This is a genomic window from Streptomyces sp. SA15 (assembly GCF_002291145.1).
Lineage (GTDB): Bacteria > Actinomycetota > Actinomycetes > Streptomycetales > Streptomycetaceae > Streptomyces.
In genome coordinates this window covers 31,373-43,231 of sequence record NZ_NTGE01000102.1, presented here as the reverse complement: position 1 = coordinate 43,231, position 11,859 = coordinate 31,373, and the positions used below count along the sequence as shown (strand labels likewise).

Sequence of the window (11,859 nt, the reverse complement as noted above, 5' to 3'; positions counted from 1 at the left end):
CATGGAAGCGACGGACAAGTCCCGCGCGGAGCGGGAGCGCCAGGTCGCGGCGGCCGCCGCGCGGTACGGCGAGACCGGCGACGAGCGGCGGGCGGTCGAGCGGCAGCGGGACGCCGGGGTCACCTTCCCGGATTCGCAGGAGGCGCTCGCGGCGCGCGCGGCCCGCCTGCTCGACCGGCACGCGGTGCCCGCCGCCATGGTGGTGGAGGCCGTCCGCACGGAACCGCTGGCCGCGCCCGCCGCGTACGAACGCATCCTCGGGGTGTCCAAGGACCTGCAGGCATGGAGCTTCCTGCCGCGCGGCGTCCGGGCGGCACGTACCATCGCCCGGATCTCGGTGCGGGAGAACGGCCGCGAGCTGCCGATCGGCACCGGCTTCCTGGTGTCGCCGAGCCTGTTGATGACCAACCATCACGTGCTCACCGACGCGGAGGCCGCCCGGCAGTGCTTCGTGGAGTTCGAGGCTCAGGTCACCGTCGACAACACACCGCAGCCGGCGACGCGGCTGGAACTCGACCCCGACGGGTTCTTCGCGGCGGACGCAACGCTCGACTTCGCCCTGGTGCTGGTCGCACCCGGCCCGGACCGGCGGCCCCCGGGGGAGACGTTCGGGTGGAACCGGCTCAGCGCCCAGACGGGAAAGCTGGTGATCGGCGAGCCGGTCAACGTCATCGGCCATCCGATGGGGCGCCTGAAGGAGATCGCCGTACGCGACAACATGCTCCAGGTGCGCCTCGACGACTTCGTGCACTACAAGACGGACACCGAGCCCGGCAACTCGGGTTCCCCGGTCTTCAACGACCAGTGGGAGGTCGTCGCGCTCCACCACAGCGGTGTGCCCAGGACCGACGACCAGGGCCGCGTCCTGCGCCGCGACGGGCAGGTCTGGCGGCCCGGTGACGGAGACGACGCCATCGACTGGGTGTCCAACGAGGGCGTCCGCATCAGTTCCATCCTGAAGCACCTCGCCGCCCTGCCCCTCACCTCCCGGCAGCAGGCGCTGCTGGCCGAGATGGGCCCTGAGTCGGGGCTGCGCCTCGCGGAGGCCGCAGTCGGTCCGGGGCCGGCTCCCACTCCGACTCCCGCCGTCGCCGCGCCGCGCCCGGCCGCCGAGAGGGCCACCGCGCGTACGGGACTGCGCGCCCGGGACGGCGCGTTCGGCGGCAACCGGCATCTGGTCTTCCTGCACGGCCGCTCCCAGGAAGGCAAGGACCCCGAGAAACTGCGCCGCGAATGGGCGGCCGGCCTCAATCAGGGGCTCGTCCGCGCCGGGCTCCCCCCGGTCGACCCGGCGGACGTCTGGTTCCCCTACTACGGCGACAGACTGGCGCAGGCCCTCACCACGCATCAGGCCGTCCCCCGCATCGTCGAGGCGCCGACCGCCACGGCGGCGGAGGTGGTCGCACCCGCCACTGCCACGGCCCGCGCGGTGTACGAGGAGATCGTCGGCGAGGCGGCCGCCAAGTGGCACATGCCGCACGAGAGGCAGTTGGCCACCGAGCGGATCGGCCTGGACGACGTGGTCGGGACCCTGCAGAGACAGCTGAGCTGGCTGGCCGCCAGGAGCGACCTGGACGCGTGGGCCATCGCCTTGATCTACCGTGACGTGGCCGCGTACCTCGGCGACCGGCGCATCCGGGACGAGGTCCAGGACTGCGTCCTCGAAACGATGCCGGACGCGGGAGAAGTCGTGCTTGTCGGCCACAGCCTCGGCTCGGTCGTCGGCATGGATCTCACCACGCGGCTCCCCCCCGGTGTGGACCTCATCCACCTGACCACGGCGGGAAGTCCCCTGGGCCTGGACCACGTGCACAGCAGGCTGCTCGTCGGCGGGCCGAAGCGCCCGGACAAGGTGGTGGACTGGCTCAACGCATGGTGCCCGACCGACTCGGTCGCCATCGGATGCCCGTTGGGCGACGACTGGGCGGACGGGCTGACCGACCTCGCCGTCGTCAACGCCCGCGACCGGGCGCACAGCATCGTGGAGTACCTCGCCCACGCCGAGGTCGCCCGGTCGATCGGCAGCCACCTCGGCGGCTGAGCCGAACCGTTCGACAGGGCTTCCGCCACGCCCCGCGCCGCATCAGCCTCGGCGCAGGCCGATGCGGCGCAGCCACGACCCTGGAGCAGCCGCTCGTCTGAACGCCGGCCATGACAGTGGCTCCTCCCAGAAGTGCGCCCCGAAGAAGCGTGCGTCGCCTCGGTGCGGCTCTTGCGTCGGTGAGGTCCTGCCGATGGGGCATGGTGAAGCCTCCGGGTCAGTCGTTGAGACGGACCTTGCCGAGCCGGCGGACCATGGCCGGGTCGCGATGGTCGAAGAACAGCGAGCTTCCGGTGTCCAGGGTGGCGATCCGGGCCATCTGGTCGTCGGTGAGCTCGAAGTCGAAGACGTCGAAGTTCTCCGCCATGCGCTCCGGGCGGACCGACTTCGGGATCGTGACGACTTCACGCTGGATGAGCCAGCGGAGCACGACCTGGGCGACGGACTTGCCGTGCTCTTCGGCGATGTCGCTCAGGACCGGGTCGGTGAAGAGGTTGTTCTTGCCCTCGGCGAACCCGCCCCACGACTGGATCTGGACCCGATGCTCGCGCATGACCTCCTGGTCCGCGGTGCGCTGGAAGAAGGGGTGGGTCTCGATCTGGTTGACCGCGGGCGTGACCTCGTTGTTGAGGATGAGGTCGACCAGCCGGTCGGTGTGGAAGTTGGCGACGCCGATCGCCCTGACACGGCCCTCACGGTGGAGGTCCTGCATCGCACGCCACTGGCCGTACACATCGCCGTACGGCTGGTGCATCAGGTACAGGTCGAGGTGGTCGAGGCCCAGCTTGGCCATCGACTTCTCGAAAGCACGTTTGGTGTTCTCCTCAGAGGGGGCGTCCTGGACCCACAGCTTGGTGGTGACGAACAGTTCCTCACGCGGGATGCCGCTCTTCTTGATGGCACGGCCGACGGCTTCCTCGTTCATGTAGGCGGCCGCGGTGTCGAGCAGGCGGTAGCCGACGGCGAGGGCCTCGGTGACGGCCTGCTCGGTCTGCTCCGGCGGGATCTGGTAGACGCCGAAGCCGAGAATCGGCATCTCGACGCCGTTGTTCAGGGTGACGGTCTGCATGGGACTTCCTTGGGTGCGGGGCGGGGTGCGGGTATGTGGCCGGACGGCACGGGGCGCGGCGGCCGGTCAGCGTTCGAGCAGGCGCATGCCGGCCTCGTCGTGCGATTCGCCGGCGGCCGGGGGAAGGTTGTTGAGCTTGTCGATCTGCTCCGCGGTCAGCTCGATGCCGTCGGCGGCGGTGTTCTCCTCGACGCGGCTCAGGCGCTTGGTGCCGGGGATCGGCGCGATGGTGTCGCCCTGGGCGAGCAGCCAGGCCAGGGCGATCTGCGCCGGTGTGGCGCCGGCCTCGGCGGCGATGGCCTGGACCTCGTCGGCGAGACGCAGATTGCGCCGGAGGTTCTCGCCGGTGAAGCGCGGGTTGTTCTTGCGCCAGTCGGTGTCGTCGAAGTCCTCGGTGGAGCGGATCTGCCCGGTGAGGAACCCGTGCCCCAGCGGCGAGAAGGGCACGAAGCCGATGTTCAGCTCGCGCAGCAGCGGCAGCACCCGCGCCTCCGGGTCCCGCGTCCACAGCGAGTACTCCGACTGCACGGCGGTGACCGGGTGGACGGCGTGGGCCCGGCGGATGGTGTCCGGACCGGCCTCGGACAGGCCGATGTGGCGGACCTTGCCCTCGGCGACCAGCTCGGCCAGCGTCCCCACGGTGTCCTCGATGGGCACCTCGGGATCGACGCGGTGCTGGTAGTACAGGTCGATGCAGTCGGTGCCGAGGCGCTTGAGCGAGCCGTCGACGGCGGTGCGGATGTTGGCCGGGCTGCTGTCCAGGTGTCCCGGCCCGCCGCCCGCGTGCGAGACGAAGCCGAACTTCGTCGCCACCACGACCCGGTCGCGCCTGCCCTTGAGGGCGCGGCCGACGAGTTCCTCGTTGGTGTACGGGCCGTAGATCTCGGCGGTGTCGATGAAGGTGACGCCCAGCTCCAGGGCCCGGTGGAGGGTACGGATCGACTCCGTATCGTCCCTCCCGGCCCCGGTGTAGCCGTGGGACATGCCCATGGCGCCCAGTCCGATGCGGGAAACCTCCAGGTCACCCAGCTTGACGTGCCGCATCGAGAATGCTCCGTTCCTTGGCTTTTGCCGGTTTCCTCTGTCCTGTCCGGAATCCACCCTCGCGCCTTTTCGCCCTCGGTGGCAGGCCGAGCTGTGCCGGGGAGTGGCGTTCGGGGTAACGACAGGGCCCCCCACGCGCCTGCCGTGCAGGTCAGCGCGGTGTGACACGGAAGGGCATCGCACCCGAGCGGAGCAGCGGCGCCACTGCCGAGCTGGGCCGGTTCCTGCGCGCCCGCCGCGCGCAGACCAGACCCGACCAGGTCGGCCTCACCGTCGGACCCGGCCTGCGCCGGACTCCCGGCCTGCACCGGACTCCCGGCCTGCACCGGACTCCCGGCCTGCGCCGCGAGGAGGTGGCCGCCACAACCGAGGCACCGACCTGCCCCTGTCCCACGGCGCCGGCCCCATCCACCACGCTGCATGGGGGCTGCACGCACACTCCGCTCCCTAACTATGGTGTCTCACCGCAGAACTCGGCCGAGACGACGTTCTTGCCGCCGCCGAACACGAGCACCGGACGGTCGGGGCGCTTGCCGTGGCCGTCCCAGGCGGTTCCGGTGCCGAAGCCGCCGCCGGCTCCCTGTCCCTCGCCGAAGCCCGGTGTCCGGGCGGGAGTTGGGCCACGGGGTGGCCGGCGGCCATCCGGAACGCAGCGGGCAGCGGCCCACGACACCGTCCACCGCTCCATCGGACTGGTGACCGCACAGAACATCGACTTGTCGATGGGACATCGCTCCGACTGCCGGCGTAGAGCATCCGGCACCAAGCAATCGGATTGGCCTATCCAGTTCCGTGGTACCGTGGTGACGATGAACCGGAAAGGCCTATCCGATTGGGAATCGGATAGATCTATCCATATTTTCTGGCATCCACTGCCATGTCTTCCACGAAAGGATCGCTGTGACCAGCATCGCCATCGTCGGAGCCGGCCCCCAGCTGGGCCTGGCCATCGCCCGCACCTTCGGATCCCAGGGCTTCGACGTCGCCCTGATCTCCCGCCACCGCGCCAAGCTCGACGACCTCGTCGCCAAGCTCACCGCCGAGAGCATCACCGCCGCCGCCTTCCCCGCGGACGTCCTCGACCACGACACACTCACTCAAGCGCTCAAGGCCGCCGCCACCCAGTTCGGCGGCATCGACGTCCTGGAGTACTCCCCGGTGGGGACCATCCACTCCACCGCCCTGACCACCCCGGCCGACACCGAACCGTCCCACGTGCAGCACGAGATCGAGTTCCAGCTCTACGGAGCCATCGCCGCCACCAAGGCGGTACTGCCCGCCATGCGCGAGGCCGGCACGGGCACCCTGCTCTACACCACCGGCGCCGGCTCCATCGACCCCGTCCCGCAGGTCGGAAACGTCAACGCCGCCGCCGCGGCGCTGCGCAACTGGGCGATCAACCTGCACAAGGAACTGGCCGGCACCGGCATCCAGGCCGCCCACGTCGGCATCGACGTGTCGATCGGCACCCCCACCTTCTACGGACAGCCGAAGGCCACGGCTGACCAGATCTCCCCCGTCTACTGGGACCTCCACACCACCCACCGCGACGAAGCCGAGCGGATCTTCAGAGGCTGACGCCGCACCGGCTGCCCTGACGCGACTCCCACCCCGTCGTCGAACCCTGATCGCGCCGCGGCGCGATCCATCCGCAAGGAGCTCGCCCCGCCGGCAGGACCGGCGGCAGCGTGAGAACCAGCGGAACGGCTTCGCACACGCTCCCGATCCCTTGCCGACCACGCCGCCGAGGCGACGGCGCCGGCACCGTCGGCACGACCGCGCCCCCGTCGCCCGATCCACCGTGTCCCCAAGACGCTTCCGCGAAAGGATCACTATGACCAGCATGTCGTTCGCCGACGCGGCGCGCGTGTGTCTCACCTCCAAGTACGCCACGTTCTCCGGTCGCGCCCGGCGCTCGGAGTATTGGTGGTTCTCGCTGCTGTACGTGAGCGCCACCGTCGTACTCGTCGTGGTCAGCTTCGCGATCAATGCCCCGCTGCTGAGCGTCCTCCTGCTGCCGCTCATCGTGCCCATGCTGACCGTCTCCGTCCGCCGGTTGCACGACACCGGCAAGTCCGGCTGGAGAATGCTCATCGCCCTGGTTCCGGTCGTCGGCCCGATCGTCTACCTCGTGGGCATGATGGTGGACAGCGCCCCAGACGCCAACCAGTACGGCTCCTCCCCCAAGGCCGTCGGCCACCCCGTCGGCTGAGCCTGACGCCACCATTGCAGGCTCATGGAGAAGGGCCCATTCTTCTGACGCCACGCCAGACAAGACCCCCACCCTGACACCCTGACGCAAGAGAAGAGAGGCCCGCATGGCTGCAACTCAGCGCAGGAGCCGGAAGATCATGATGACGCCGGACGAGCTGGACGAGTTCCTCGCCACCCAGCGCACGTGCCGGATCGCTACCGTCTCAAGCGACGGCGCCCCGCATGTCAGTGCCCTCTGGTTCGCATGGGATGGCACCTCGTTGTGGCTTTACTCCATCGTGCGCAGCAAGCGATGGGCCGAGCTTCGTCACGACCCGCGCGTCGCGATCGTCGTCGACTCCGGCGAGGGGTACGGGGAGCTGCGCGGGGTCGAGCTGTCAGGCACTGTGGAGTTCGTCGGCGAGATCCCCCGCACCGGAGAACCGTGCACCGAACTCGACGCGCTGGAACCGCTGTTCGCCCGCAAGAACTTCGGTCTGGAGGCTATGCCGCACGATGGCCGGCATGCGTGGATCCGCCTGACACCGTCGAAGACCGTCTCCTGGGACTTCCGCAAGCTGTGACAACCAAGGGACACCTTGCCCGTCCGAGTCACACGAGAGTGGTCTCAACTGCGGGCTACGGCATCGACAGCATGGGGCTTCCTGCGGCGGCGAGGGTTGCGACGCCATGATCACACCAGCCACCAGCATGGGGCACCTGGCAGACTCATCCCGCAGGATGCTGCCGCGCGGCAGCACTCTTGGTCAGTCCAGTCGTCTGAGCAGGGAGGACCCATGGGCGGGAACGACCCGCACATCCATGTCGAGGCGAACGTGGTCCACGGCGATGCCGCTGTCCGGAACATGGTGGCATCCGAGTTCGGCCTGGGCCGGCGACCTGCCAAGCCTCGTCACTACTGGATGCGGGCTGCGGGTGCCGTATGCGATGACCTCTCCGCGTCCGGATCGTGTCACCTGCCTGGCCTGCCGTGAGCACGCGCGGTCGCGAGCACCTGCGCTTCGCGGAGGAGGTCGAACGCTTGAGCCGCATGCCCTGAGGAGCCGCCCGGCGGCGACCTGCGGACGGTGCGGTCTCGCCGAGCGTCGGGCAGGACAGTCCGGCTTCGGCACCGACCCCCTGATCGGCCAGGACCACCAGGTCCACCAGGACGACCAGGACCAACCTTGATCAGGAAATGCTCTTCACCAAGGTTGATCGCGCCGAAAAGTCCCAGCCCTTCTCCACCATCGCGCTCGCCGTCGAATGCGCGCGGCTTCTCCAACTCGCCCCGATCGTCATCGTCCGCCGCCTACAGCCGCCGGGCCACAGGCTCGCTCAGGCGCTCGCAACGAATGGTCAGTTCTCCTGGAGCACGGAGAGGACGTTCCCGGCGGGGTCGGTGAACCACGCGATCGCCGCAGGGCCGCCGTTGCCAACCCGCACGATGCCCTTCTCGTCATGGTCGAATCCGGCGTAGCGCTCAAGGGTCACGCCGCGCCGCTCGAGTTCACCGACCGCGGCCCCGATGTCGTCCACTGGGAAGTTGAGAATCGTGAACGTCGCAGGGGTGTGCGTCTCCTTGGGGTAGACGAAGACGTCCGCGCCGCTGCCGAGCTTGAGGATCAGCGTCCGCATGTTCCCCTGCCCGGCCTCCTCCACCTGGAGGCCGAGAACCTCACCGTAGAACCGGCGGGCCTCGCCGAGGTCGTCGACCGAGAAGCCGCTGAACGCCTGCGATTGTCCGAACATGCCGTGTGTCTCCTTCGCGTGTGAGCCGTCCTGACATCTCAGGGCACACCACGCGCGCCACGGCCGGACGCACGCCACGCTGGCGGCGTCCGCATGGTCGTGCGCCCTTCACCCTCACGAAGCGATGGCCGGCCGCCGCTCGTGCTCCGCCGGCCGACAGCGAAATCGTCGTCACACCGCCGCATCACCACCCCGATACCGAGGCGGAAGGTTCGCCGGCGGTGTGGTAGTCGACGGTGCTGATGAGGCGGAACGGCGCGGTCATGGGCGTGCTTCTCTGACGTCCGGGCGAAGCGAGCCGGATTCGGGGGCCTCTCATGGTGAAGGTCGCGGAACGTCGCGAGGGAGGCGTACGACCATCAGCGCGCGGAAACGTTGTGCCCCCTACCAAGATAGTTGATGCACCAAGCAAATATGCGCACACTCCCTTGCCGGGCCATTGCTGTACACCGAGTTCGTGCTCGCGTCGGATGAGCGGATCGCCGTGCCGACCCGCCTGGCGCGCGACCCGTTTGCCGTGCACCTGGGTCTTCCATACCGACACCGACCGCTCAGTCCCGTGGGTCCTGGCCCGCGATCTGCCGGCCCAAGGCCTGCTGAGGCCGAGCGGGCAGGGCGATGTGCACATCTGGCCGGTCGGGCACGGGCCCGATGCCGAGCCGAACATCGCTCTGTCGTCCCCCCAGGGGACCGCTCGCCTCACCGCTCCCCTCGCCACGGTGGCGCAGTGGCTGCAGCGCACGTATCAGTCGGTCCCGGCCGGCCGGGAGGCCGACGGTCTGGACGTGGACGGCGAACTGGCGCGTCTGCTGCACGGCGCCGCCTGAGAAACCACGCCTTCGCCCGAGCGGCCGGAAACCCGGGGCTCGAGTGAAGCCGTCCGGGCTCAGGCCGGGTCCTCGTCCAGCTTCGCCACCACACGACTGGAGATCTCGCCCAGCATCCGCAGCTCAGCCGGCGTGACATGGTCCAGGAACAACTCGCGCACCGCCTCCACATGGCGCGGAGCCGCCGCCTCGATCGCCTCCCGCCCCGCCGGAGTGATCACCACGAAGGCCCCCCGCGCGTCATCAGGGGCTTCCTCCCGCACCACCAGCCCCCGGCCGGCCATCCGCGCGATGTGATGGGACATCCGGCTCTTCTCCCACTCCAGATCACGGCACAGGTCCTGGTAACGCTGTCGCCCCTCCGGCACATCCGTCAGATTGACCAGGACCGCGAAGTCCGCGGCCGACAGCTTCGACTGGGCCTGCAACAAACGCGACAACCGGCCACCCAGCCGCTCGTGCAACCGCACAAAACTCCGCCACGCGTGCTGCTCCTCCGGGGTCAACCACCGCGCCGTCTCCTTCATGTAGATGAGTGTAAGTGACCGTTGACGGGTCACCTGCCAGGATGCTAGGTGACCCGTCAACGCCCAGTGCGTGCGTGGCAGCTGTGGCTGGCCGTGGGCGCCGCCGGTGTGAACCGCGGCGGCCCTGCCCGCCTGTTCAGTCGGTGGCGGGGAGGGTTGCGGGTGAAGGCCGCGGCGATGCGCAGCCAGGGTTCCGCCTCGTCGTGGCGGCCCTGGCGTTGGTACGGGCCGGACGCACCGGCGGGCGCCATGATGCCGGTGGATCGCGCAGGCCCTTGCAGGGCGCGGCCCAGCAACAGGTGCGCGTAGTGCTCGACCGGGTCCCGCTCGTTGAGCTCGCGCAACCGCGCCTTCGCGCGGCCCAGCTGGGCCGAGTGGTAGTAGGGGCGGGCCAGCAGCAGCCGAGGGCCTGTTCTCCGCGAGGGCGTGACCCGGAACGTCGTCGACGGGATCCTACGGACGGGCACCGCACCGGGCGAGTTCACGGACATGCCGCCGACATGCAGTCCACCAGTTACGTGCTCCGCGCCGGCCCTCGCCTGCGCGTCCACGTCACCTCCAGCAATTTCCCCCGCTGGGACCACGACCTCAACGTCAGCCGGGCGTTCAGTGACTGCGCGCCCACCGGGCACGTCAGCCGGGCAGTGAGCGTGCCGTCTGATCACCTTGCCTGATGAGCCGGGATCGCGGTCGCACGGGAGACGCCGGGCCGCCCTGGGCTCCGGTGCAACGTCGCCGGACGCCGCCTCAGCGGGTCCCGGCAGTTCCGGGCCAGGTTCCGCTGGCGCAGGTCAGGTGCGGGGTACGCCGAGCCTCACCGCGACAAAGACCACCGCCTGCTCCGTCACGAGGCGGTGAGGATGCCGCGGAGGACGATGTCGAGGGCCCCGTCGAGGCGGTCGGGGAGCTCGAAGGGCGCGGGTTCCTCCCGGATCCAGCGCAGGACCGTCGAGAAGTAGCACACGGCGAGCAGCGCTCCCGCCTGACCACCGTCCACGTCGGCCCTGATCTCGCCGTGCCCCCAGCGCTCCCTGCAGACCTCCGGCGCGGAACTGACCTGGATCAGCGACGCCTTCCTCGTCCCCGCCGCGGTGCTGGCGCTGACCTTCGGTGTCCTCGGCGACCTGTACGGCCGTAAGAAACTGCTGGTGGGCGGCGCCCTGCTGGCCGCGGTCGGCTACCTGGTCTCGGGCACGTCCGACACCGCCGCCCAGCTGATCACCGGGCAGGCCCTGTCGGGCATCGGCGCCGCGGCCCTCTTCCCCGCCTCCCTCGCGGTCATCACCGCGGGCACACCTACCCCGGCCGCGCGCGCCAAGGGGCTGGCCTCTACAACAACGCACTCATCCTCACCGCCGCGGCCTGCGTGGTCGCCGCCGTGATCGCAGCTGTCTTCCTCGGTGTCCGGCGCCGCGCGACCGACACGGCCGTCATGGAAGAGAGCCAGGCATGAAGTACGCCACCTTCCTCCACGCCGACGAGAAGCGCTCCGGCGTCGTCCAGGGTGCAGCGGTCCACCCTTTCGACGAACCGGTCGACCTCCTGGACCTCGTCGTGGAGGGCGAGCACGCCCTGCGCACCGCGGGGGTACGCGCTCTAGCCCGCTCCCTCCCCGTGCCCCTCGCCGACGTCCGGCTACTGCCGCCGCTCCAGCGGCCGACCGTACGGGACTTCATGACCTTCGAAGGTCATGTCGAGGGCGTCGCCCGGGGCTACGGCGACACCGTTCCGGATGAGTGGTACGCCGCGCCCGCGTTCTACTTCACCAACCCCTACGCGGTGATCGGCGCCCGCGACGACGTCCGGTGCCGCCGGGCTGCCGACGCTTCGACTTCGAGTTGGAGGTGGCCGCCGTCATCGGCCGGACCGGCCGGGACCTCACCCCCGAGCAGGCCCGGGAACATATCCTCGGCTACACCATCCTCAACGACTGGTCCGCCCGCGACATCCAGGGCCGCGAAATGCGCGTCAAACTCGGCCCCGCCAAGGGCAAGGACACCGCCACCACCCTCGGCCCCTGGCTCGTCACCGCCGACGAACTCGAACCCCACCGCACCACCGACGGCTTCCTCGACCTGGAACTCACCGTCGACGTCAACGGCCAGACGGTCAGACAGGACCAACTCGCCCACATGGCCTGGACATTCGAGGACATGGTCGCCTACGCCTCCCGCGGCACCTGGGTCCATCCCGGCGACGTCCTCGGCTCCGGCACCAGCGGCAACGGCGGCTGCCTGGCCGAACTATGGGGCGGCCGCAGCCTGTTCGAACCACCACCCCTCGTCCCCGGAGACACCGTCACCATGACCGTGGAGGGCATCGGCACCATCCGCAACACCGTCGTCGAGGCCCGGAACCCGTCCCCGTGCCGCCCGCCCGCCACCGGCTGCCATGACATGCGCGTCA

At 69.8% G+C, this 11,859-nt stretch carries 12 protein-coding genes and 4 pseudogenes; 9 read left to right on the top strand and 7 right to left on the bottom strand.

The features are described from left to right. Position 1: 1 nt before the first annotated feature. On the top strand, positions 2-2,041 hold the full coding sequence (locus CLM62_RS23435) for a trypsin-like peptidase domain-containing protein (RefSeq protein ID WP_095751866.1): 2,040 nt from the start codon (positions 2-4) through the stop codon (positions 2,039-2,041). Positions 2,042-2,258: 217 nt separating this feature from the next. On the opposite strand, the gene CLM62_RS23430 is transcribed toward CLM62_RS23435, so the two are convergent. Together CLM62_RS23430 and CLM62_RS23425 are read right to left on the bottom strand one after the other, a co-directional pair. Then, entirely contained in the window at positions 2,259-3,110 is an 852-nt protein-coding gene (locus tag CLM62_RS23430; RefSeq protein WP_095751865.1) for an aldo/keto reductase, read from the bottom strand. Between the two features lie 66 nt (positions 3,111-3,176). Further along, entirely contained in the window at positions 3,177-4,154 is a 978-nt protein-coding gene (locus CLM62_RS23425; protein WP_095751864.1) for an aldo/keto reductase, read from the bottom strand. A 176-nt stretch (positions 4,155-4,330) separates the two neighbouring features. Here CLM62_RS23425 and CLM62_RS51795 point away from each other — a divergent pair. Further along, a pseudogene (locus tag CLM62_RS51795) lies at positions 4,331-4,465 on the top strand (transcriptional regulator); the annotation flags it as partial. A 140-nt stretch (positions 4,466-4,605) separates the two neighbouring features. Here CLM62_RS51795 and CLM62_RS23415 read toward each other — a convergent pair. Continuing rightward, positions 4,606-4,827: a hypothetical protein gene (locus tag CLM62_RS23415; protein ID WP_143659130.1), complete on the bottom strand. Its 222-nt coding sequence runs from the start codon at positions 4,825-4,827 to the stop codon at positions 4,606-4,608. A 227-nt stretch (positions 4,828-5,054) separates the two neighbouring features. Between CLM62_RS23415 and CLM62_RS23410 the strand changes: the two genes are divergently transcribed. From CLM62_RS23410 to CLM62_RS23400, 3 genes are all read left to right on the top strand, one after another. After that, the gene (locus CLM62_RS23410) at positions 5,055-5,732 is read left to right on the top strand and encodes an SDR family NAD(P)-dependent oxidoreductase (protein ID WP_095751862.1); all 678 of its coding nucleotides are present in this window, start codon (positions 5,055-5,057) and stop codon (positions 5,730-5,732) included. 256 nt (positions 5,733-5,988) lie between these two features. Continuing rightward, positions 5,989-6,366: a DUF805 domain-containing protein gene (locus CLM62_RS23405; RefSeq protein ID WP_257004032.1), complete on the top strand. Its 378-nt coding sequence runs from the start codon at positions 5,989-5,991 to the stop codon at positions 6,364-6,366. Positions 6,367-6,472: 106 nt separating this feature from the next. Next, positions 6,473-6,931 carry a pyridoxamine 5'-phosphate oxidase family protein gene (locus tag CLM62_RS23400; protein WP_095751861.1) on the top strand — a complete coding sequence of 153 codons (459 nt, stop codon included), beginning with the start codon at positions 6,473-6,475 and terminating at the stop codon, positions 6,929-6,931. A gap of 775 nt (positions 6,932-7,706) precedes the next feature. Here CLM62_RS23400 and CLM62_RS23390 read toward each other — a convergent pair. Then, entirely contained in the window at positions 7,707-8,099 is a 393-nt protein-coding gene (locus tag CLM62_RS23390) for a VOC family protein (RefSeq protein ID WP_095751860.1), read from the bottom strand. 470 nt (positions 8,100-8,569) lie between these two features. Here CLM62_RS23390 and CLM62_RS23385 point away from each other — a divergent pair, with 470 nt between their 5' ends. Beyond that, the gene (locus CLM62_RS23385; protein ID WP_179382200.1) at positions 8,570-8,926 is read left to right on the top strand and encodes an SsgA family sporulation/cell division regulator; all 357 of its coding nucleotides are present in this window, start codon (positions 8,570-8,572) and stop codon (positions 8,924-8,926) included. Positions 8,927-8,985: 59 nt separating this feature from the next. Here CLM62_RS23385 and CLM62_RS23380 read toward each other — a convergent pair whose 3' ends face one another. Next, positions 8,986-9,453, bottom strand: a complete 468-nt coding sequence (locus CLM62_RS23380; protein ID WP_095751858.1) for a MarR family winged helix-turn-helix transcriptional regulator — start codon at positions 9,451-9,453, stop codon at positions 8,986-8,988. Between the two features lie 164 nt (positions 9,454-9,617). Then, positions 9,618-9,944: pseudogene (locus CLM62_RS23375) on the bottom strand (hypothetical protein); the annotation flags it as partial. Positions 9,945-9,953: 9 nt separating this feature from the next. Between CLM62_RS23375 and CLM62_RS50800 the strand changes: the two are divergent. Then, positions 9,954-10,127 carry a hypothetical protein gene (locus CLM62_RS50800; protein ID WP_218835619.1) on the top strand — a complete coding sequence of 58 codons (174 nt, stop codon included), beginning with the start codon at positions 9,954-9,956 and terminating at the stop codon, positions 10,125-10,127. A 170-nt stretch (positions 10,128-10,297) separates the two neighbouring features. On the opposite strand, the gene CLM62_RS23365 is transcribed toward CLM62_RS50800, so the two are convergent. Continuing rightward, the gene (locus tag CLM62_RS23365; protein ID WP_257004031.1) at positions 10,298-10,450 is read right to left on the bottom strand and encodes a hypothetical protein; all 153 of its coding nucleotides are present in this window, start codon (positions 10,448-10,450) and stop codon (positions 10,298-10,300) included. 25 nt (positions 10,451-10,475) lie between these two features. Between CLM62_RS23365 and CLM62_RS23360 the strand changes: the two are divergent. Together CLM62_RS23360 and CLM62_RS23355 are read left to right on the top strand one after the other, a co-directional pair. Beyond that, positions 10,476-10,793, top strand: a pseudogene (locus CLM62_RS23360) (MFS transporter); the annotation flags it as partial. Between the two features lie 109 nt (positions 10,794-10,902). After that, a pseudogene (locus CLM62_RS23355) lies at positions 10,903-11,848 on the top strand (fumarylacetoacetate hydrolase family protein). The last annotated feature ends 11 nt before the right edge of the window (positions 11,849-11,859 follow it).